At 60.4% G+C, this 22117-nt stretch carries 21 protein-coding genes; 11 read left to right on the top strand and 10 right to left on the bottom strand.

Translation table 11 applies throughout. The annotated features are described in order from the left end of the window. Positions 1-166 precede the first annotated feature (166 nt). Positions 167-916: an FkbM family methyltransferase gene (locus DVK00_RS01890; RefSeq protein WP_121577144.1), complete on the top strand. Its 750-nt coding sequence runs from the start codon at positions 167-169 to the stop codon at positions 914-916. 371 nt (positions 917-1287) lie between these two features. On the opposite strand, the gene DVK00_RS01895 is transcribed toward DVK00_RS01890, so the two are convergent. After that, a complete protein-coding gene (locus DVK00_RS01895) occupies positions 1288-2070 on the bottom strand; it encodes a hypothetical protein (RefSeq protein ID WP_101351466.1) in 783 nt (260 codons plus the stop codon). A 596-nt stretch (positions 2071-2666) separates the two neighbouring features. Here DVK00_RS01895 and DVK00_RS01900 point away from each other — a divergent pair. The 3 genes from DVK00_RS01900 (at position 2667) to DVK00_RS21545 (ending at position 6757) form a co-directional block, all read left to right on the top strand. Continuing rightward, positions 2667-3584: a DUF6293 family protein gene (locus DVK00_RS01900; RefSeq protein WP_101350681.1), complete on the top strand. Its 918-nt coding sequence runs from the start codon at positions 2667-2669 to the stop codon at positions 3582-3584. A 230-nt stretch (positions 3585-3814) separates the two neighbouring features. Further along, positions 3815-6487 carry a valine--tRNA ligase gene (locus DVK00_RS01905; protein ID WP_121577145.1) on the top strand — a complete coding sequence of 891 codons (2673 nt, stop codon included), beginning with the start codon at positions 3815-3817 and terminating at the stop codon, positions 6485-6487. A gap of 93 nt (positions 6488-6580) precedes the next feature. Then, positions 6581-6757, top strand: coding sequence for a hypothetical protein (locus DVK00_RS21545; protein WP_004957739.1), 177 nt, complete (start codon positions 6581-6583; stop codon positions 6755-6757). Between the two features lie 36 nt (positions 6758-6793). On the opposite strand, the gene DVK00_RS01910 is transcribed toward DVK00_RS21545, so the two are convergent. Then, a complete protein-coding gene (locus DVK00_RS01910; protein WP_101350683.1) occupies positions 6794-7564 on the bottom strand; it encodes a DUF1405 domain-containing protein in 771 nt (256 codons plus the stop codon). Positions 7565-7717: 153 nt separating this feature from the next. Here DVK00_RS01910 and pdxS point away from each other — a divergent pair, with 153 nt between their 5' ends. Both pdxS and DVK00_RS01920 read left to right on the top strand, forming a co-directional pair. Continuing rightward, complete coding sequence (gene pdxS / locus DVK00_RS01915; protein WP_004517082.1) at positions 7718-8626, top strand: pyridoxal 5'-phosphate synthase lyase subunit PdxS; 909 nt, start codon at positions 7718-7720, stop codon at positions 8624-8626. An 89-nt stretch (positions 8627-8715) separates the two neighbouring features. Continuing rightward, the gene (locus DVK00_RS01920) at positions 8716-9939 is read left to right on the top strand and encodes a mechanosensitive ion channel family protein (protein ID WP_101350684.1); all 1224 of its coding nucleotides are present in this window, start codon (positions 8716-8718) and stop codon (positions 9937-9939) included. Position 9940: 1 nt separating this feature from the next. On the opposite strand, the gene DVK00_RS01925 is transcribed toward DVK00_RS01920, so the two are convergent. Further along, positions 9941-10249, bottom strand: a complete 309-nt coding sequence (locus DVK00_RS01925) for a hypothetical protein (protein ID WP_101350685.1) — start codon at positions 10247-10249, stop codon at positions 9941-9943. 214 nt (positions 10250-10463) lie between these two features. On the opposite strand from DVK00_RS01925, the gene DVK00_RS01930 reads away from it, so the two are divergent. Both DVK00_RS01930 and DVK00_RS01935 read left to right on the top strand, forming a co-directional pair. After that, the gene (locus DVK00_RS01930; protein ID WP_101350686.1) at positions 10464-11045 is read left to right on the top strand and encodes a DUF2150 family protein; all 582 of its coding nucleotides are present in this window, start codon (positions 10464-10466) and stop codon (positions 11043-11045) included. 46 nt (positions 11046-11091) lie between these two features. Continuing rightward, entirely contained in the window at positions 11092-13098 is a 2007-nt protein-coding gene (locus tag DVK00_RS01935) for a hypothetical protein (RefSeq protein ID WP_121577146.1), read from the top strand. Positions 13099-13118: 20 nt separating this feature from the next. Here the strand turns inward: DVK00_RS01935 and DVK00_RS01940 are convergent, their stop codons facing one another. Beyond that, entirely contained in the window at positions 13119-13868 is a 750-nt protein-coding gene (locus DVK00_RS01940) for a CAP domain-containing protein (RefSeq protein ID WP_101350688.1), read from the bottom strand. 181 nt (positions 13869-14049) lie between these two features. On the opposite strand from DVK00_RS01940, the gene DVK00_RS01945 reads away from it, so the two are divergent. Together DVK00_RS01945 and hmgB are read left to right on the top strand one after the other, a co-directional pair. Next, the gene (locus DVK00_RS01945) at positions 14050-14727 is read left to right on the top strand and encodes a hypothetical protein (RefSeq protein ID WP_101350689.1); all 678 of its coding nucleotides are present in this window, start codon (positions 14050-14052) and stop codon (positions 14725-14727) included. Positions 14728-14825: 98 nt separating this feature from the next. Continuing rightward, complete coding sequence (gene hmgB, locus DVK00_RS01950; RefSeq protein ID WP_121577147.1) at positions 14826-16163, top strand: hydroxymethylglutaryl-CoA synthase; 1338 nt, start codon at positions 14826-14828, stop codon at positions 16161-16163. Positions 16164-16436: 273 nt separating this feature from the next. Here hmgB and DVK00_RS21290 read toward each other — a convergent pair whose 3' ends face one another. From DVK00_RS21290 to DVK00_RS01960, 3 genes are all read right to left on the bottom strand, one after another. Further along, entirely contained in the window at positions 16437-16604 is a 168-nt protein-coding gene (locus DVK00_RS21290) for a hypothetical protein (protein WP_158598756.1), read from the bottom strand. 170 nt (positions 16605-16774) lie between these two features. Continuing rightward, positions 16775-17482, bottom strand: coding sequence for a helix-turn-helix domain-containing protein (locus tag DVK00_RS01955; RefSeq protein WP_101350691.1), 708 nt, complete (start codon positions 17480-17482; stop codon positions 16775-16777). Between the two features lie 52 nt (positions 17483-17534). Beyond that, positions 17535-18083: a type IV pilin gene (locus DVK00_RS01960; protein ID WP_232794475.1), complete on the bottom strand. Its 549-nt coding sequence runs from the start codon at positions 18081-18083 to the stop codon at positions 17535-17537. A 98-nt stretch (positions 18084-18181) separates the two neighbouring features. Here DVK00_RS01960 and DVK00_RS01965 point away from each other — a divergent pair, with 98 nt between their 5' ends. After that, positions 18182-19702, top strand: coding sequence for a replication factor C large subunit (locus tag DVK00_RS01965; RefSeq protein WP_101350692.1), 1521 nt, complete (start codon positions 18182-18184; stop codon positions 19700-19702). Here the strand turns inward: DVK00_RS01965 and DVK00_RS01970 are convergent, their stop codons facing one another. From DVK00_RS01970 to DVK00_RS01980, 3 genes are read right to left on the bottom strand one after another with little or no spacing between them, the layout of a single operon-like run. Then, positions 19703-20683, bottom strand: a complete 981-nt coding sequence (locus tag DVK00_RS01970) for an amino acid ABC transporter permease (RefSeq protein ID WP_101350693.1) — start codon at positions 20681-20683, stop codon at positions 19703-19705. 3 nt (positions 20684-20686) lie between these two features. Then, positions 20687-21439: an amino acid ABC transporter ATP-binding protein gene (locus tag DVK00_RS01975; protein ID WP_101350694.1), complete on the bottom strand. Its 753-nt coding sequence runs from the start codon at positions 21437-21439 to the stop codon at positions 20687-20689. Further along, the gene (locus DVK00_RS01980) at positions 21436-22116 is read right to left on the bottom strand and encodes an amino acid ABC transporter permease (protein ID WP_101350695.1); all 681 of its coding nucleotides are present in this window, start codon (positions 22114-22116) and stop codon (positions 21436-21438) included. The genes DVK00_RS01975 and DVK00_RS01980 overlap by 4 nt, the downstream gene beginning before the upstream one ends. Between the last annotated feature and the right edge of the window lies 1 nt (position 22117).

The following is a 22117-nucleotide window of genomic DNA, read 5'->3' on the forward strand; positions in this document are numbered from 1 at the left end:
ACGCTGATAATTGACCCTCACGAGGCAGGCAAGGGAGTATACGGTTCGGGCTTCGAACGAGTTCAGCGAATACGTCAACTGAATGCCTGATTCACTAGTAGGACAATTGGTGGTAGATATATACCGTTCGCGTCCCTCTGTATGCCACACGCTGTAGGAACCATTGATGAACACAATCAAAAACAAGATCGCACAAGCCTACCAGATAATGTCTGGTCATGCGGTTGAGAAATTTCTCAACCCGGTTGATTATAATGGCGTAAAGATAAACACAAACTGTGGAGCAGTACAAACGAAGAATAAAGCGCGTTTCTTTCCGTATTACTTCCGGAATGAACATTCAATAAGAGAAAAAAATCTCATTGACGCGTATCTTCCAGAAAACTATCCTATAATTGAGTTTGGTGCCGGAATTGGGTATATTTCAGCTTACATTGATAGCAAAGTTCGAGACGACGAGAGGCAAATCGCTGTCGAACCAAATCCGGAGAATGTTAACTGTAATAAAATGACGAAGCAGCTAAATCAGTCTGATTATATTCTGCTGGAAGGTGCATATTCTGCAAATGACGATGACGTAAAGTTGAGTCTTGATAATAAGTTTTCCTCCGGGAGTACGGAAAAGGAAATGTCTGACAGACAAATTAGTGTCGAAGGGTTCAGTATATCAAGCATCTGTGCCGAATATGAATTAAACGATTTCGTATTAATATCTGATATGGAAGGAGGAGAATTTAGAATGATTGACGAAGAACTCAATATTATTTCAGATTTCGTTCCCTTTGCAATTATCGAGTTCCACCCGTTTGACGAGTTTAGCGAAAGAGAATATGTGGATAAAATGGTCTCTGCTGGGTTTGTTGAATTGGACGAAATGGGGGGAACTTACGCTTTCAAAAATAAGAGTCTGATATAATCATACCCTTGGCAACAACATATCTATTGCTGACCCCCGAAGACGATAGTAGCCATTGAAAATCAATACACACCTGATCGCCCGACGGCAGTGCGATCAGTGTGTAAATCGTTTCAATTGTTACTATAGCGGCCCCACGAGACTCTTCCAAGCCTTGGAACGTCGCTAGTGGTCATAGAGAGACAAACCACATGGCGCCTGTCACTGACAACTGCACAAGACAACCTGTCCTCTTGTGGGGGAGACAATTACGACAAAATGCTGCTAACCATCGCCAGCGGTCGTAACCAAATCGTATCACTATGTCATTTTAACGGTATTCAATAAATAGGGCAGAACTATGAATCAATTAAAAAGTGTTGGACAGAATATCAGGATTTGTAACCTAGTGCCTCGAGACGGTTGTCAACAGTCTCCTTATCTGGTCTGTTAAATGCAGTAGGTGGTTCGCTAACCACTTCACGCCGGGTTTCTGAATCCTGCTCAACCTCAAACCAAGGAACAAAGCGCAACTCACGGGTGTACAAGTTATGCGGGTGAGCGTACTGGCGGTGTGTTAACGGGAATACCCGCTCTCCGAGCATTTCGCCGTGATCTGATGTTATAACGGACTTGCCGTCGAGTTCATTAACTAATGTTTCAGCATGTTCTAAAGCAATGTCAACCGATTCTTGATAGGCTTGACGAAGTTCTTCCCGTGTAACCTGCCCTTCTATTGTCGACTTCCATATATTTTGCCCACTGGAGTTCCCTGTCTTTGAGGTGTTCAGCTCCTCATTTCGCTCTCTGAGTTTCTTAGCAGTCTTTCCAAGATGAGGTGCATGAGGCGACATGATATGAATAATTAAACGCTTATCCGGATACTTTTCATGAGCATCGAGTGCCATTTGTATTGTTTTTTCAGGTTCAGATGGGTTGTGTGTTATGTCGATAGCGTGGAATGTATTATCAGGCAGTTTTGGGGTGTGCGGATTTCCCGTCACATAAACGGTATCATAGAGAGACTTTCCAGCGAAATTATTCCGCATAAACTCCCAGCTGTGGGCTCCCTTAGACAGGACTGGACGCAGCGAACCCCGAAGGGTATTTTGTTCTAAAAAGTGATCATATCGGCACGCGTCAAGAATAACCAAATTATCCCAGTCTTGGGACATTATATCAATGCCGTCTCCGTGCCTCCTCTCAAATATTTCATTATTTATGGGGAACACTACCCTCGAAGTTATACGCCCAAGTTCCCGTCTGAGAAGCGTGGGATTACTAAAGACCCGCTGTAAATTGGTAAGGTTGTACCTTTCTGGAAACATATACGATTTTCGGGAACCCACGTATAAAGTAGTGTGTTCTCAGGTTATAGAGGTGGGCAACGGGTTGTATAGCCGTGTTTATTACAACTAAACGACAATAGGGGGCATAATAGTCAGAGGTACTGCCCGGCTGACCTCATCCTTACTGGCCGACAGACGACCAAGAATGGATATCCAATCAGTTCGGTCAATAATCAAGAGTATTCGCGCAGGCGTCACATCCGCCGTTGGTTGTTGTACTGAGTGCTTTACCTCAGTGCCCGAAATCAGCGCGCCAGCGAAGTCATTCTGCGACGGTCTTCTGGAATACGGGACGGACTGAAACCGCCACGGCGGTCCTATCGCTATAGAAACACAGGAGAGTGCTGTGACAAGCATCAGGATGGGCATAACGGCGATCGAGAGGCTGATGTTTTTATAAATTCCCGCCCACTGTCCCACATATGCAGACCCACATCGTCCCGGTCGGGTTCGACTACGACCGGCTCATCGCGCCGCTGGTGCGCGAGCAACTCGACGTTGACCGCGTCATCCTGCTCGAGGGGGCGGTCGGCAGCGAGGCCAACGTCGAGTACTCGCGCAACCTCGCCGAGAAGCTCGAAAAGGACTACCAGAACCTGCTCGGGGCCGAAACAGAGCGGTTCGTCGTCGCCGACGTGTACGATTACGACGAGGCCTTCGAGCAGGCCTTCGAGCTCATCAACGCGGAACTCGACGCGGGAAGCGAGGTGTGGGTCAACGTCTCTGCGATGCCCCGGACTGTCTCCTTTGCCTTTGCGACCGCGGCCCACTCGATCATGGTCGAGCGCGAGGGCGACCGGGATCGCATCCACACCTACTACACGGTTCCCGAGAAGTATCTGGAGACGGAACTCGCCGAGGAACTGCGCAAGCAGATCGATATGCTGGAAGACATGCGCACGGGCGAGGATGTCGACGAACGCGTCGATGACCGACTCGAAACCGCACGGGATCTGCTGGCGGAGTTCGACGAACGCGGGACGACCATCGGCGCGAAAGAGATCGACGGGTCCCACATCGTCGAACTGCCGGTCGCGTCCTTCTCGAACGTCAAGCCCTTCGAGGAGGTCATTCTGTTTACCCTCGGCGAACACGGCGAGTTCGAATCCGTCTCCGAACTGGCCCAACAGCTGGCCCGGGACATGGGCGAGGAGTACACCGACTCCTTCCGATCGAAGGTCATCTACAACGTTGACCGGCTCGGCCCCGGCGGGAAGGGGTATATCGAGCAGGAAGAGCACGGAAAGTCCTACCGGACGACACTCTCGCGTATCGGACAGCTCTGGGTCCGTGCTCACTCTGCCGAGGACCGCGAACATCGCGAGCCCGACCTGCCGTGAGCCGGTCGCTGGTGTGAGCCCGCCGGGGCGCCAGTGAAAACCGAAGTCATTAATCCTGCCGTTGGTCGAGTATTGTACAGATGGTGCGTCGACTCTCCCGAACGCTGGTTCTCGCGCCCGTCGGTGTAGGGGCCCCCACGCCCCACACCACCTCCCCAAATCGACGCACGCACCGCTGATAACCACGCCGCAGTCAGATGCGACCCGGGTGTTACACCCACAGTTTGAATATGAGTGATACACAGGACCCACCGCAGGACGAATCGAGCGCAGACAAACCAGAAAACGCCCTTGAGGGGGAGTACGACCCTCGCGAGGTAGAGCCGGAGTGGCAAGACCAGTGGGTCGCGGACAAGACCTACGCCTACGACGGGGACGCCGACACCCGTTTCACTATCGACACGCCGCCGCCGACGGTGTCGGGGAACCTCCATATGGGGCACCTCTATCAGTTCACCCTGCAGGACTTCGTCGCCCGCTTCCACCGGATGCGCGACGACACCGTCTATTTCCCCTTCGGTTACGACGACAACGGCATCGCCTCGGAACGGCTCACCGAGCGCGAACTCGGCATCCGACACCAGGATTACCCGCGCCGAGAGTTCCAGGAGAAGTGTCGCGACGTGTGTACACAGTTCGAGGACGAGTTCACCGAGGACGTGCAGTCGCTTGCCATCTCGGTCGACTGGGACAACACCTACAAGACCATCGCGCCGGACGTCCAGCGGGTCTCCCAGCTATCCTTCCTCGACCTCTACGAGCAGGGCCGGGAGTACCGCCAGCGCGCACCGACCATCTGGTGTCCGGACTGTGAGACGGCCATCTCACAGGTCGAACAGGAGGACAAGGACAAGCACACGAAGTTCAACGATATCGCCTTCGACCTCGTGGAGACGGGCGAGGGGCCTGCCGACGAGGACGCGACGTTCACCATCTCGACGACGCGGCCCGAGCTACTTCCGGCCTGTGTCGCCGTCTTCGTCCACCCCGAGGACGACGACAATCAGCACCTCGTCGGCGGGACGGCCCGGGTCCCCATCTTCGAGCAAGAGGTTCCCATCATCGCCGACGAGCGCGTCGACATGGAGACCGGCAGCGGCATCGTGATGTGCTGTACCTTCGGCGACCAGAACGACATCGAGTGGTACCAGGCCCACGACCTGCCGCTGCGGCTCGCCATCGACGAGTCCGCGACGATGACCGACCTCGCCGGCGACTACGAGGGGATGCACACCACCGAGGCCCGCGAGGCCATCATCGAGGACCTGCGCGAGGAGGGGTCGCTGCTGGAGAGCCGCGACCACGACCACACCGTCCAGGTCCACGAACGCTGTGAAGAGGAAGTCGAGTACCTCGTCACCGAGCAGTGGTACATCGAACTGCTCGACAAGAAAGAGGAGTACATCGAGGCGGGCCGCCAGATGGAGTGGTTCCCCGAGAAGATGGCCACCCGCTACGAGCACTGGATCGAAGGGCTCGAATGGGACTGGTGTATCTCCCGCCAGCGCGACTCGGGCATCCCGATTCCGGTGTGGTACTGCGACGACTGCGGCGAGCCCGTGATGGCCGAGCGCGACCAGCTCCCGGTCGACCCGCTGTCAGACGACCCGCCGGTCGATAGCTGTCCTGAGTGCGGCCACGACTCGCTGACGCCCGAGGAGGACGTATTCGACACCTGGGCGACCTCGTCGCTGACGCCGCTCGTGAATGCCGGCTGGGACTGGGACCCCGACAGCGAGTCGTTCACCATGGAACTGCCGGAGCTGTACCCCTTCGACCTGCGCCCGCAGGGCCACGACATCATCTCGTTCTGGCTGTTCCACACCGTCGTCAAGTGCTACGAACACACCGGCGAGGTGCCCTTCGAGAACGTGATGATAAACGGGATGGTCTTAGACGAGAACCGCGAGGCGATGTCCAAGTCCAAGGGCAACGTCATCCCGCCAAGCGAGGTCTTGGAGAAGTTCCCGGTCGACGCCACCCGGTACTGGGCCGCCGGCACCTCCATCGGCGACGACTTCCCATACAAGGAGGGGGACCTCGAAGCTGGTGAGCGACTCCTCCAGAAACTCTGGAACGCCTCCCGGCTGGTCGACCAGCTGACCCCCGCCGAGCGCCCGGCCGAACCGGACGACCTCGCCTCGGTCGACGAGTGGCTGCTGGCCGAACTGGACGCGACCATCGAGTCGGTCACGGCGAAGTTCGAGGCCTACGAGTTCTCGAAGGCCCGCAACGAACTCCGGTCGTTCTTCTGGAACACGTTCTGTGACGACTACCTCGAAATCGCCAAGCAGCGGCTTTCGGACGGGACCGCGGCCTCGACCGAGTTCACGCTGCTGCAGGCCCACCGGACCTTCCTGCAGCTGTTCGCGCCGTTCCTCCCCCACATCACGGAGGAGCTGTGGGAGCGGTGCTATAACGAGGATACCTCAATCCACACGACGGACTGGCCGACTTCGGGCGGCTACGACGCCGACCTCGAAGCGGGCGAGACGGCGATGGAGGTCGTTTCCGCGCTCCGGCGGTACAAGACCGAGAACGGTCTGCCGCTGAACGCCGACCTCGACCACGTTGAGGTGTTCGGCCACGTCGCCGGCTTCGAGGACGCCGTCGCCGAGGCGATGCACGTCGCGCAACTGGACACCTACGACGAGGCCCCGGACATCACGACCGAGGTCAGCGGCATTGACCTCGATTACTCGCTGGTCGGCCCCGAGTTCGGCAGCGAAGTCGGCGCTATCGACGCTGCTATCGAAGATGGCGACTACGATATCGACGACGACGAACTGCACGTTGCCGGTGTCACGCTCACCGACGAGATGTTCACCGTCGAAGAGTCCCGGACCTACTCCGGCGAGGGCGAAATGACCGAAACCGAGAGCGCCGTCGTCGTCGTTCGGTAGACTCGGCTCGTTTTGCAGGTGTTCCCGGCGGTCACTGACCGCACATCGCCGGGACCAGTAGCATCAAGACCTGCGGGTCCGGTCATTTGAACCATGCGAACAGAGGAAACGATTCGGGACCGCATCGAGGCGCTGCAGGACGAGTACGACAAGCACGACCCGCCGTCGACCGAACTGGAAGACGAGGCGGAGGTCGCCATCCTGCGCGCTATCGAGGAACTGGAGTGGGTGCTCGACGAGCGCGAGGCAGAGGACGGATTCACGACCTGAGACACTACCGAAACCACTGGCGGGAGACCGAACCGTTCACGCCTGTCGTTTTACTTTCTCTACACGCGTCGCCAGCGCGAGAAATGTCGCCAAGAGCGTCAGTACGACCGCCCAGCCGGCCGCAAGGTCGTGGGCGAGCACCGTGTGGTCGAACCCACCGGTGGCGGCGAGAGGTTCAGCACGCAGCCAAGTGTGGTGGGGACCGTCCAGAATCGGGAGGAAGTAATCCACGATGTCGTTGAAGCCGTACCAGAACACCGCAACGGCAACCGAGATGACCGAAAAGCTCGCGTAGCGGTGGATGAGAAACGCCTCCAGCGCCATCGCCAGATGGCTCAGAATCAGGAACCAGTAGAGCCACAGCGGAATTCCGCCGGGACCATTGAGAGCGAGCTGGACGTACGGCGTCCAGAGGCCGAGCTTGATGCAGCCGAAGAAGCCGAGCATGTGGAGCCACTCAGCGTTCCAGTCGAGCCGCCAGGCCACCAGCGAGAGCCCGATGAACATCGTCGCCACGGGTGAATCCGGAATCAGGGGGTAAGCAGCTAGCGGAGCCGCACCGAGCTGCCCCTCTATGAGCGGCGGCGCTGTGTTCAGCGGCCGGCCGGCGTAGTACCAGAACCCGAACAGCGTCCCGACCAGATTGACGAGCGCGATTGGCCAGGCGAGTCTGAGGCCGACGTTCTCTAGCCACGCCGGCAGCGGCGCGACGTACCGCGGAAGCCCTTCGGCATCGGGGAGCCGCCGGCTGAACACCCGCGCGACAGCCGCGTCGATGCGTCCGCCGACACCCTCATCCGGAGCCATGTCGATGGAGTGGGGAGACGCGATGAAAACGGTAGTGGTCTCAGCTTCGTCCTGTGATCGCTGGCCCGATACCGGGTCCCCGCGGGTGGGTCAAACGGCGTTCTGTCCCTCGAAAGGACACGCGTTAAGTAAATCCAGCACTAAGTCTGGATAATGACTGAAGAGACCGACCTCGAGGACCTCCGTCGCGGGACTGACCTCGTCAAACGCGGCTTCGCGAAGATGCAGAAAGGCGGCGTCATCATGGATGTCGTCAACCGTGAGCAAGCCCGGATTGCCGAGGACGCCGGCGCGGTTGCCGTGATGCACCTAGAGTCGGTGCCGGCCGATATCCGCAAGCGAGGCGGTGTCGCCCGGATGGCTGACCCCAGTAAACTCGAAGAGATAATCGAGGAAGTGTCGATTCCGGTGATGGGCAAGGCCCGCATCGGCCACACCGCCGAGGCCCAGATTCTGGAAGCGGCTGGCGCGGACATGGTCGACGAGTCGGAAGTGCTGACCCAGGCCGACGACCGCTACCACATCGACAAGCGCGAGTTCACCGCTCCATTCGTCTGCGGGGCGCGGAACCTCGCCGAGGCGCTGCGCCGCATCGACGAGGGCGCGGCGATGATTCGCACGAAGGGCGAGGCGGGTACCGGCGATGTGAATCAGGCCGTCACGCACCAGCGTAACATCCAGCGTGCTATCGGCAAGCTCGAAGGGATGGCCTACGAAGAACGCGACGAGTGGGCCCGCGAACACGGCGCGCCCCGGCGGCTCGTCCACGAGACGGCCGACCGCGGTCGGCTTCCGGTTGTCAACTTCGCGGCCGGCGGCATCGCCACGCCCGCCGACGCCGCGCTCATGATGCAACACGGCTGTGACGGCATTTTCGTCGGCTCGGGTATCTTCGGCGCTGAGAACCCACAGGCGATGGGTGAGTCCGTCGTCGCGGCGGTCAACAACTACGACGACCCCGAACAGCTCAAAGAGATCGCAAAGAACCCCGGCAAAGGGATGAAAGGCCAAGCGAACGCGGACCTAGACGAGGAAGAGCAGTTGCAGGGTCGCGGCGTCTAACTGGAGCCACAACGAGTCGCTTTTGACCGGTTTCAGATACTTACAGACCGTCTCAAAGACGAAGACACAAGTTCCTACGGCGGCGATACGTGGCTGTGCAGGGGACGGCCACGCCTACGCCGACGGCCAACGACACCGGAGAAAGCCTTCTGGACCTCTTTACCGTGTTACAGCGGTCGCTGGACCAGTTGGTCGCAACGCAGGGGCGACTCGTCGCGACGCTCATTCTCCTGACTGTGCTCCTTCTCAGCGTCGTCGTCGTTCCAGCAGTCCTCTCCCGGCTTCGATCTGTCGCATCGGCCCGAACCGGGGACTGGCTGCAGCTCATGGCCGACTACACGCCGACGACCATCCGGGGCGTGTTTCTCAGGATCGCCCAGTTCTCGATGGTCGTTCTCGTCGTCGTCTCGTTTCTCATCGTCTGGGGCGTTCTCGATATCGTCCAGACAGTCGGGCCGTACCTCAACGGGAGCGATCGGTCAGTACTGGCGACGATACAGACGGTCGTTCTCGTCATGCTGGCCTTCGTCCTGTCTGACCAGATGCAGCGGTGGATTGGACGGTTCAGCCAAGCTGTTACCGGCTTCACAGAACATCAGGAGGAGATCCTCCTCCGACTGGGGCAGGTCACCGTGTTCGTCACCATCGGTGCAACGATCTTCGCCGTCTGGGGTATCGATCTCAGTGGCCTGCTCGTCGGGGCCGGGTTTCTCGGTATTGTTGTCGGTCTGGCCGCCAGACAGACGCTCGGCTCGCTCATCGCCGGCTTCGTCCTGATGTTTTCCCGTCCGTTCACTATCGGCGACTGGGTGCTCGTCGGCGATCAGGAGGGTATCGTGACCGACATAACGATCTTCAACACGCGGCTGGAGAACTTCGACGGCGAGTTCGTCATCATACCGAACGACCGCGTGAGCGACCGCGCGGTGACGAACCGCAGCCGGAAGGGACTGTTGCGGCTCACAGTCGACATCGGTGTGGACTACGACACCGACATCGACCGGGCGATGGACCTTGCCCGTGAAGCGATGGCGGACATCGAGCACGTCGTCGATTCGCCGACGCCGGACGTTGTCCCGAAGGACTTCGGCGATTCCGCCGTGGTGATGGAACTCCGGTTCTGGATCGATCACCCGACGCCACCGCGGAAGTGGCGCGCCATCTCGGCGGTGGTCCGGGGCGTGAAAGCCACGTTCGACGAGGAAGACATCTCGATCCCGTTCCCTCAGCGGACCCTCTCGAACCGCGTGGACGCGGCGGACGAGGAGTCACTGCAAGGCAGCGTGGAGATGCGTCCGGACGGCGACGGCTGACCTACAGGTCGAGACCGTCGAGAAGGAGCCCCAGCCCGAGAGCCCAGCATCCCAGCGCGGTCCCGAGCGCACTGACGTAGAACAGCCGAGACAGGCCCTGCGCTGCTGTCAGCGGCCCGCTCATTGCGCCGGCCGTGGCATCGGTCGCGGCCGAGAGCGACCCGGCGGTAAGGGCCATGCCGGCGAACGCACCGACTGCAACCGGCAGCGCCACGGCGACCAGCGCCAGACCAACACGTTTGGCCAGCACGGCCACTGCAGCCGGCTCGAGTGGGCCGTCATAGGTCGGAACTGGCTGTCGCTGTGCCATGACAGAACATAACATGTTCGGCTGACATAAAAGTGCGTCCCTCAACCGAGACCGTAGCAGGCCTTCGGAGCGTGCAGACGATCCGGAAATCCTCACAAAGGAGCTGTTTCAAGCGCTAAAATAGTGGTTCGCTTGTCCCTCTCTATGAGAAAGCCCGCGCGCCAGAGCGACCGCCGGTCGAAACTACTATCCCCAACGGCACGAACGGACTGGTATGAGCACTCCGCCGGGGGAGTATTACACCGAAGAACGCTGGCAGAACTGGCTAGACCGTATCGAGGAAGAAGACGTCGACCCTGAAGACGAGGATTCGGCGCGTCTCCTGTTGAACCTCCAAGACGACGCCGCGATCGCGGTCGCGAAGATTATCACCGACTACGAGGACGGACCGCTTGACGAGGAGGCGACGCTCGACGAGCTTACCGGGGTCCGGGAAATCGTTCTCGATGACATCAACATCGACGACGAGGAGACCGTGATGCTGATCGACGGCGTCCAGACCTCGCTTTTGTGCGTGTTCTACGCGGCCGAGGAGTTCGTTGCTGAGGGGGCCGCGGACGACGCGACCATCACGGACTACATTGAAGCTGCCGCAGACGCGGAAGCCCAAGAGGATCTCGATGCGGCGCTCGGGTACTGTGTGCAGGCCGGCACGCAGATCATCGGCGGGTCGGAGCTCCCGATGGAGGTCGCTGAGGACCTCGAATACGGACTCGTCTCCGAGTGGGTCAATGGACTCGACAGTCTCCAGACTGCGATGAGCGATCCGGAAGTCGTCGAAGAAGACGAGAGTTGATAATTCGGCAGTCAGGTTTTTACCGCCGTCTCCGCAACTCATCGCCATGACTTTCATGGGCGATGAGCGTGCGCAGTCAGTACAGGTCGGGGCTGTACTGCTGTTTGGCGTGCTGATCATCGCCTTCTCATCGTACCAAGCGTTTGCCGTGCCGGAGCAAAACCGGGAGGTGGAGTTCAACCACAATCAGCAGGTCCAAACGCAACTACAGGACCTGCGAAACGCAATCGTCTCTGTCCCGGGACAGCCGAGCCGGCAAGCCGTCTCGGTCCAGTTGGGGACGCGATACCCGAGTCGGCTGGTGGCGACGAATCCCGGGCCACCGTCGGGGTTGCTGTACACAGATGGGACCAGCAACGAGTCGCAAAACCTCACGGTTCGCAACGCTGAGGCGATTACCCCTGAAACGGCAGATTACTGGGACGGAGCCACGCCGCGACACTACAACACGGGGGCCATCGCCTACAAGCCGGAATACAACGTCTACGGGGAGGCGCCGGAGACTGTCTACGAGCACTCGGTGGTCTACAACCAGTTCCGCGGGGGGAACATCACGCTCTCGGAACAGGCGATGGTCGACGGGCGCGACATCACGCTCGTCACGCTCAACGGGTCGATGAGCCGCTCGGCGAGCGATTCGGTCACGGTCGACGTAGAGCCGAAATCCCAGTCCTCCCGGACGGTCCGCGTAACAAATACGACGGCGACATCGAACGTCTCGGTCTCGTTTCTCTCCCGTCTCCCGGAGGAGGAGTGGAGTGTCCTTCTTGAGGACCAAATCGACCCGAATCCGGGCGACATGAGCAACGAACGATACGTCGCGAACGTCACCGAGGCTGATGGACCCGGATCGCTCTACAACATCACCATCGTCTTTGAACGAGGGACGAACTACCGCCTGAAGATGGCGAAAGCAGGTGTCGGTACTCGGGTTACCTCCGAGAGCGAGGCGTACCTCACGACGGTCGACAGTGAGAATATTACTGTCGCGAAAGGCGAAAGCGGAGAGGTTGTGCTGGAGGTTCGGGACGCGTACAACAATCCCAGCGGCGATATCCAAGTCAACGGCACAGTCGACGGGAGTAACGCCGGCTCGCTTACCACGGGTACGGAAGTGTCCGACAACGACGGTCGGGTCAAGTTCGTCTACGAAGCGAACCAGTCGACGGCAACTGGAACATACACCGCACAGTTCAGCCTCGGTGAAATCGACGGGTCGTTCGATGGGGAGACCCCAGAAAATGTCTCGATTCCGGTAACGGTGACGGAGCCAAACCAAGGATCCGGTGATGGGTCTGGCACCAGTGGTCTCATTTACAACGAGGACGCTGTTGCCCTCGATAGCAACGGGGACACTGACGGTGGCGTCCAGTTTACTGTCACCAATGAATTGGATGAGGAGATCACAATAACGACGGTGGCAATCGACCCCGTTAATGACGATATAATCCGACTCAGCGACAGCTTTAGCAACGACCGTCCCCCGGCACCACAAGAGAATGAGATATATATCCAGGCAGACACGGACGGATATACCGACTTCGGTGGCGGAACAGATATCCCACGAACTGTTGATGTCGACAGTGATGGCAGCCTGAACGGTCCAAACCCGGTACTGTCCGACACATCAACTGCGACGTTCCACCTGTTCGAGTTCGTCCAGGACACTTTATTTGGCACCTCCGAGGTGGATATGGCCGGCGAGAGCGTCACGATAACAGTCACCTACGAGCTGGCAAGCGGCGGTACTGATTCGAAGATGTTCACGGTCACTCCCGGCGGCGCGAACACGAACGAGCAACCGAACGCCGACTTCACGATAGCCTCCAATGGACCGGAATCGAACGACAAGTGGGACTTCGATGCCAGCCCATCCAGCGACCCGCAGGGCGACATCGCAGCCTACGAGTGGGACCTCGACGGCGACGGTATCTTCGACGATGCAACCGGACAGACGGTAGAGAACAGAAAGGTAGACTCCGGCACAGTAGTCGCACTCCGCGTTGTTGACTCGGGAGGAAATGCCGATACTGTTCGCAAAGAGGTGCCGTAACGGCCGCTCTGTCGCCGGTCTCAGCAGAGATTCACAGTAATGTAGACGACGCCGTCGGCGGTCGCCGCGCCGACGCCGATGTGGTTCGCGTTCGCCACGTACAACGTGTCACGGGGGCCCGAGAGGTCGAACCAGTGGTCGGCGACGGCGTTCGCCGTCCGGGTCGCGTTCGCCCCGTTCGGGTCGATGCTTGTGACCAGTTCGAGGTCGGTCACCGGGCGGAGATACGCATTGCCTTCGTGACGGAGGCGACACTGCTCGGACAGTCCAGCGGCTGCGTATCGATCTGTCGTATCTGACCCGTTCGCAATCGGGGAGGCCAACCCCTGTGCAGCCATTCGCTGGCTGTGGTTGCCGGCCATCGCTGAGAGCTTCTGTCCGGTTTTGGTCTCATCCGAGAGCGAGCCGTCGAAAGCGTCGTTGGCAACCGGGTTGCCGCGTCGGTCATTGATTGCCGCTACGAGCCGGTCTTCGAGGCGGGCCGTATCGATATCTGTCCCCGAGTCTGCCGGTGTGGGCTGTACCGCTTCCGGCGTCGAGGGAGCTTCGGTGGACTGTGTGACCACGGCCGCGGTCTTCTCACTGCGTGGCGTATCGGGTGACACACTGTCCGTGTGGGGCGTCGTCGCCGACGACGCTTCTACGGACTCCGTCGGGGCTGGCTGACTCGCGTCTACGCCAAGCGTTCCCTCGACCGCTACTCCCGCAAGTCCCGAGACACTGAGTACCGCCAGAACCACTACTCCGAGTGTGATGACCGACCTGTTCATATGAAACGTTCCTGTTCGGTTCCGAGAAATGATACCTTGGATACAGTTATCTCGGACCCGTCTCGAACGGCGTAGATTCGGCTCTCTCTCCACAAATATGTTTGGGAGGGGGCGGCGATCCAATTACCAGCGACGAGAACCCGCCCGTAAACATCTTTACTGTGGATGAGTGTCCTGAGGTATGGGTGACCTGTCGCGGCGCGGCTTCGGAGCCTCGGTGCTCGCCGCGCTCTCTGCCGGCTGTCTCGGGAATCGACCTGAAGAGGAGTCCGAGACGACGCCAGTCCCGGAACCGACAGCGTCACAACGCACCGCGACAGCGGATCGTGTTAACACTGCCTCGTCAGCGAATAGTGCTGCTCCGGCAAACACTTCAACAGCACAGCGCGCCGAGGCGTCGCAGGCGAACAGCACTACGGAAACATCGGCACGGCTGCAGGTCGAGACTGAGACACCGACGCCGACACCCGAGCCGAACCACCGGTCGGTTGATACGACGTTCCGATTGGAAGAAAACGAGTACGAAGATTTCACAGTCGACGTGACTGGCCAGACGACGCTCACCTACGACCTCATCGTTCGGCGCGGCCCGGCCGTGGATGTCATTCTGTTCACCGAAGAAGAGTACCGGGCGTTCCAGAGTCGCTACCGGGCCCGGTACGCTGGTGAGGTGTCACGGTTCCACAAGACGAACATCCGCGACAACCGGATTACTATCGAGCCGGGAACGTATCGGCTCGTAGTCAACAACACCGACTGGTCGCGTGCCGTTCCGTCACCAAGTGAGCCGTACGACGTTCTCGAAGACGAATGTATGGTCGATTTCTCCTTTAATACGAAGCCGGCAGCCAGCGAATAACTATCTCACGGACCGTTCGCGCCATATTGGCGCAATACTAGGCAATCGTCGAAAGACCAGTCGACAAACCCATATACATCCACACTGACGTTAGACTCATGACTGCAGTCGGTATCGACGCCATGGAGATCTGGACCGGGAAGCTCAAACTCGACCTCGCTGAGACGTTCGCACCGGCTCAGGGAGACGATCCGGGGAAGTACACGAAGGGACTGGGCCTGCGCGCGTCATCGTTCCCCGATGTGTACGAGGACATCGTCACGATGGGGGCGAATGCGGCCCATCGCCTGATGAAGCGCAAGGGGCTAACACCGGAAGATATCGGCCGTATCGACGTAGCGACCGAGAGCGCTTTCGACAACTCAAAACCCGTCTCGACATACATCGCGGGCTGTCTCGAACAGGTATACGACGAGAACTTCCACCACGCCAACAAGGGCGAGCGGAAGTTCGCCTGTATCTCCGGGACACAGAGCCTCGACGACGCCTACAACTGGATTCGCGCCGGACGAAACCGCGGTCGGGCCGCGCTCGTCATCGCTACTGACACCGCACTGTACGCCCGCGACGACCCCGGCGAGGCCACGCAGGGGGCCGGCGCGGTGGCGATGCTCGTCGACGAAGACCCGAATCTGGTCGAACTCTCTGCCGAACAGGGATACGGCAGCGCCGACGAGACTGACTTCCTCAAGCCCAATCAGCAGTTCCCGTCAGTCGACGGGAAACGCTCGGTGAACGTCTACCTCGCCCGCATGCGCGAAGCGCTTGAGGACTTCGCCGAGGTGGCCGGCGACATCCACCCGGGCGACTACGAGATGATTCCCTTCCACACGCCGTTCCCGGGGATGGTCCGGAAGGCCGCGGCACTCGGCTACCGACACATCATCCGCGGCACCGACGTGGGCGACCTGATGGCCGAGGAAATCGGTCACCAGCCCATGCGGTCGGACTTCGAGACAGACGACGAGTTCCATGCCGCAATCAAGGAGTACACCGACGCACTCACCGAAACCGAGCGCTATCAGGACTGGTACGCCAATACCATAGAGCCGACGCTTGAGATCTCCCGCGAGGTCGGCAACTGGTACACCGGCTCCGTCCACATCGCCCGTGCCTCCGGACTGAAACACGCCCGTGAGAACGGACTGGATCTGGACGATGCCAGATTGTTAGTTGCCTCCTACGGGTCCGGCGCGCAGGCGGAAGTCCACGCCGAGACTGTCGTCCCCGGCTGGGAGGAGGAAATCGGCGCGCTCGACATCGACGAACAGATCCGGAACCGCTACGACCTCTCCTTCGCCGAGTACGAACAAGTCCACGACGTCCATAATCACGAGACTGAGACCGATGTCGAGGAGTTCACCGCCCCTGAAAACGAGTTCGCCTTCGACGGCTGGGGCCGGATGGGTGAGCGGAAATATCGGTACGTGGAGTAGCGAGAGCCCGAGCGAAGCGAGGGGTTTCGTACAGACGAGCGGCGCAGCCGCGAGAATAGCGAGGTTCGGAGCGAGCAGCGCGAGCGAGAACCTCGAAATGCGAACGGGGAACGGAGTGACCCGTGAGCAGCGAGAGGCACGACCGAAGGGAGTGGCTCTCGAGTCGGAACGGCGACCGCAGGGAGCCGTGGAGAATAGCGAGGGGTATCCCATCTATTGTCGTGGATACGTGGAATTCTATTTGTACTGCACTGGACAGTATACACTACCCGACTACGGCTTATCGTTGTTGAGGCGGCTAATACTGTCGTCGAGAGACACAGAGAGGGTTCCCCCACTGTTGTAGTATTGAAGCGCAAGCATCGTCCCGACGAATGAGGCAGCAACAAGAAGTCCAAAGCCGGCGAACGCCCAGAGGATAAGATAGCCCAATTGCACCATGCGTGGACATGACACCTCGGTATCAAAGTAGTTCTCCCTAGAAACTCTGCAGTCCGACGGAGCAGTTGTGTCACGCTGTCCGGTGAACAAAGAGATCGCAGTCACGACAACAGTCGTTTTCCAGAGAGTACGTCGACGGGCGCGAAACAGCACGGCCAGAACCGGCGCGCTCAGGGAAGCTCTCGAAGGCCACCCAACAGATCCTCAAGATCTGTATTGGTGATCGCAAGCGAAAAGTCGTCGATGCGGGCGAGGTCCTGCGCGTGCTCCCAGACGGCCTCGTCGTCAAGTCCGTGGAGGATGACGGCGTTGGGCGTCGGTGAGACGACCCGAAGTGCGACCAGGGGGGATTCGCCGCGGGTCACATTGGTAAACACGAGCGCGCGGTTCGTCGACTGACCGTACAGCTGGTAGAACTCGTCCGAAGAGAGGCGCGTGATGGCGGCGATGGAGTTGATGACAGTGTGGCCCGCCACGGTGTCTTGACTACCTCGGAACAGTTCCTCGGCGTCGATAGCGTCGTAGACCCGCTCGACGCCCACATTCGCGGAGTATTCGCGGAGGTCGTGGACCACGTCGCTGTCGAATCCAGCCGAAAGCACGCGGGCGTGCTGGCGGATGTGGTCGCCGCCGCGGTTCTCGTCGATGTCAAGCAATGCGACGACGAGTCGCCTGACAACGCCGATACCGGGGTTGTCACGCCGACCGCTCTCGTAGTCCGAGACCACGGACGGGGAGACATCGAGTTTGTCGGCGAGTTCGGTCTGTGCAACGTCGAAGTCGGTACGCCACTTCCGCAGGGTCGCCCCTGGGTCGTCGCTCAGTGCCACCTCGCCCGCCATTTTTTCCGCGAGGTCGTCACGTGCGCCCCCTGCCATTAGTTCACACGCTGGGGGGTCGCGAATAAAAGGGTATCGGAACCACGGGCGCTTACCGGCGAGCGGTCAGTTCGGCCTCGACAAGGACACCGTTCGTGGGAGCGTGGACGACGCGTACTTCGATGCTGTCGCCCGGCTCGACGGTTCCACCGCCGGCGTTCAGTTGGAACGCGATTATCCGGCCCGCAGACCACCGCTGTCCGCCATTAGCGATGACACCGCCGACACAGTAGTCGTAGACGACGTTGTCCGGATCAGCAGTATTCCTCGCTGACAGCGCCGTCCCGGAAACTGGCAGCGCAACGATGCGGGCGCCGTTGTCCGGCAGTCCAACAGCGACTTCCAGTTCGTCGGCCGGGACCGGGTCGCCGCCGTCGTGTCGAATCGTCACCGTATTTTCACCGCATCTACCCGACGGACCAATCACGAACTCCCCTGTCGAGCGGGCAACGGTCGGTGTCTGCTGGTTCAGGTCGCTGCTGGCACTGAACACAACACTGCTGACTGTTGCCGCCAAAAGGACGCTAATCACGAGCATGAGGACCACGCCGACGACGGGACTGACGCCGCGACGAGCAGAAGGGAGATTTCGTCCGGCCACTGGTGGGACACACTGTCCGGTGCTTTCAATAAAAATCTCAGTAGTGGACCGACACCGCTCCGCAATCCCTAAACGCCGGTCGCGCCAACAACGAGCCAATGGATTGGACGGAGAAGTACCGCCCGACGACACTGTCGGAGGTGCGGGGCAACGACAAGGCCCGCGACGCACTCAAAAAGTGGGCGGAGACGTGGGACGACCACCGTGAGGCGGTCATCCTCTATGGCTCCCCGGGTATCGGGAAGACCTCAGCGGCCCACGCGCTGGCAAACGACATGGGGTGGCCGACTATCGAACTCAACGCCAGCGACTCCCGGACCAAGGACGTTATCAATCGGGTTGCCGGCGAGGCGGCCAAGTCAGGGACGCTGACCGCTGGCGGTGGCGGCCGCCGGCTCGTCATCATGGACGAGGCGGACAACATCCACGGCAACGCCGACCGCGGGGGTGCACGAGCGATCACGGCCCTCGTGAAAGAGGCCAGTCAGCCGATGATTCTCATCGCCAACGAGTACTACGAGATGTCAAACGGCTTGCGAAACAACTGCCAGGACATCGAGTTCCGGGACGTCTCGCCCCGCTCTATCGTCCCCGTTCTCCGTGACCTCTGCCGCCAGGAGGGTGTCGAGTACGAGTCCGACGCGCTGCAGGAACTCGCTGAGCAGAACAGCGGCGACCTGCGGGGCGCGGTCAAAGACCTCCAAGCCATCGCCGAAACGACAGAGCAGCTGACCGCCGACGACGTGGTAACCGGCGAGCGCGACACGACTGAGGGCATCTTCGAGTACCTCGACGTGGTGCTCAAGGAGGCCGGCGCACAGGAAGCCCTTGAGGCCAGCTACGACGTAGATGAGACGCCCGATGACCTCATCAACTGGATCGAGGACAACATGCCCAAGGACTACGAAGGGGCCGAACTGGTCCGCGCCTACGAGTTCCTCTCGAACGCCGACCAGTGGCTTGGCCGCGTCCGCGAGACGCAGAACTACTCCTTCTGGCGGTATGCCGGCGACAACATGACCGCCGGCGTCGCCGCAGCGCGGGACGGGACAAAGGGCGGCTGGACTCGCTACGGCCCGCCGAGCTACTGGTCGAAGCTCGGCCGGTCGAAGGGAACCCGGAACACACGGGACTACGTCGCCCAGCAGATTGCCGCTATCGACGGCGTGTCGATGCGGACCGCCCGCCGGGAGATCATGCCCTTCCTCTCGACGATGACTCACCACTGCCGGAACCGGGACCTGACGGTGGCAATGGCGGCGACCTACGACATGGAGGCCGAGCACGTCTCATTCGTCACTGGATCGGGCAAAGACACGAATAAGGTGCAGGACATCGTCGCTGACGCCGAGGCACTCAAGGAGGAAGCTGCCGTCGAACACTCCGGTGGGGCATTCGAGGATGCGAGTGCCGACGGGGACGGCGAAACCAATACGGAGACCGATAGTCAGGATACCAGCGCTGACGAGGAGAACGGCGAGCAGCAGGTGACGCTTGCGGCGGACGATGGCGCTGGCTCCGACGCCGCCGAGGACGACAGCGCTACCGACGACGAGACGGAAACAGCGAGCGAGACAGCCGATGACGACCAGCAGTCTGGCCTTTCTGACTTTATGTAGTCATCGGCTGGTCGTGCCGAGGCCGGGAATGGCGACCCGGTCCTCGACGAATTCCATCAGGAGCGACGCCGAGAGCACCAGCGCCAGATACAGCAGGCCGGCGAGGACGAACAGTTCCGTGTACCGGTAGGTCTCGCTGGCGATGGCGTCGGTCCGCTCGAACAGTTCACGGACAGTGATGAAACTCGCAAGCGACGAGTACTTGATGAGGTACACCAGTTCGTTCGACCAGCCCGGAATCGCGTAGCGCAGGCCCTGCGGCAGGACCACGTGCCGTATCCCATCAACCTTCGAGAGGCCGATGGCGCGCGCGGCGGTGAGTTGCCCCTCCGGGACGGAGTTCAGCGCCGAGCGGATGTACTCCGACTGGTAGGCGGCGCTGTTGAGCATGAACGCGATAACGGCCACCCAGAACGCCTGTGCGGGAATGAATCCGGTCCCGACTGTGGGCAGTTCGCGGATGATTGCCGTCAGCGGCGTCGCGAAGTAGAGGACGAACAACTGGGCGAGCAGCGGCGTTCCGCGGAACAGTTCGGTGTACGCCAGTGCGACCAGACGGGTGATAGACCCGCCGTATACCCGAGCGACGCTAAGCGGGACGGCGATGACGAAACCGAGCGCGATACCCAGCCCCGTCAGCAGTATCGTCGCCCACACGCCGGTCGCCAGCGGTGGCAAGTACGGGATCGATGCCGCCAGGAACTCGAAGAAGCCGGCGACCCAGCCGACGGGGACCCCGACCGGACCGAGACTCGTCGCGAGCCCACCGAGCGTTGACGCGGCCGCCTCGAACGGCGCAGTCGGGAAGAACGACGTATTGCGCTCGATGAGCGCCCCGTCCAGCAGGAAGTCGTTCGTCCAGCGCACGACGAGCCACGTCCAGAAGGCGGCGACAGTAAGCAGCGTCAACGGCTGGTCGGTCAGCCCGGCAGCGCGGGCGCGAAGCGTTCGCCCGGCGGTCGTTGACTCCGGCGTCCCCATGGGTCACTCCCCCTCGTGGGTCGTCTCCAAGCGACTGAGGAACTCGCCGGTCCGTGCCGCCTCTGGGTTCTCGAACAGCTGTTCCGGCGGGCCGTGTTCGACGATACGCCCGTCATCAAGGAAGATGATGTCTGACGCCGCCGACCGCGCGAATCCCATCTCGTGGCTGACGACGAGCATGGTGATGCCCTCGGCGGCGAGGTCGCGCATTACCTCGACGACTTCGCCGACGAGTTCGGGGTCGAGCGCGCTGGTCGGCTCGTCGAACAGCAGGAGCTTCGGGTCCATGGCGAGTGCGCGCGCGATGCCGACGCGCTGTTTCTGCCCGCCGGAGAGTTCAGCGGGGTACGAGTCGGCCTGATCCAGCAGTCCGACCTGTTCCAGATGTTCGTACCCCTTCTCCTGGGCCGCCGATTTGTCCATGCCGCGGACTTTCCGCAGGCCAAGTGTGACGTTCCCGAGCGCCGTGAGATGAGCAAAGAGGTTGAAATCCTGAAACACCATCCCGACCTGTTTTCGGAGTTCGTTGACGTCGGTGTCGGCGTCGGTGACGCAGTCGCCGTCGAGGTAGATGTCGCCGCTGTCGATCTCGGTGAGGCGGTTCACACAGCGGAGCATCGTCGACTTGCCGCTTCCGCTGGGGCCGATGACCACGTCCACGTCCCCGGCGTCCATCTCGAAACTGACGCCGGAGAGCACCTGTTCCTCGCCGTAGGACTTGTACACGTCGTCAAGTTCCAGTAACGGGTCGCTCATGCACGCTCACCGCCGGGGATGCTGAAGCGGTCGTCGACGTAATCGAGCGAGCGGTTCGTCACGAACGTGAGAACGAAATAAATGAGGCTCACAGTCAGGAAAATTTCAAGCGCAGCAGTGCTTTGACCGCCCTGGTAGAGGTTCTGGCCGACAGTCAGCAGTTCGCCGAGACCGATGACGATGGCGATACTCGTGTCTTTCAGGACGATCGTGAACTCGTTCTGGAAGCCGGGCACGCTTCGGCGGAGTGCCTGGGGCACGACGACGCTCCGGATGGCCTGGAGCCGGCCCATGCCGACGGCGCGAGCGGCTTCCAGTTGTCCCTCGTCGACGCTCTGGAGTGCGCCGCGGAAGATCTGTGACTGGTACGCGGCACTCCGGAGTCCGAGCGCGATAGTCGCCGTCACGAAGGCGCTGCTCGACACCGAGAGACCGAAGAACAGCAGGATAATGATGACGAGCAGCGGCGTGCCGCGAAGGACGACGCCGGCCGTCTCGACCGCGCGTTTGAGCGGCCCACGGCCGTACACTTCGACGGCCCCCGCCGGAAAGCCGAGCAGAAAGCCGAGCAGAATACTCGCGGCTGTCAGGCCGACCGTGACACCCGTGCCTGCGAGCAGCAGGTCGAGGTTCCCGGCGACAAACGCCCAGTCACTCTGCAACGGGAGCGGTGGCATC

The organism is Haloarcula sp. Atlit-47R (assembly GCF_003665985.1).
Taxonomy (GTDB): Archaea; Halobacteriota; Halobacteria; order Halobacteriales; family Haloarculaceae; genus Haloarcula; species Haloarcula taiwanensis.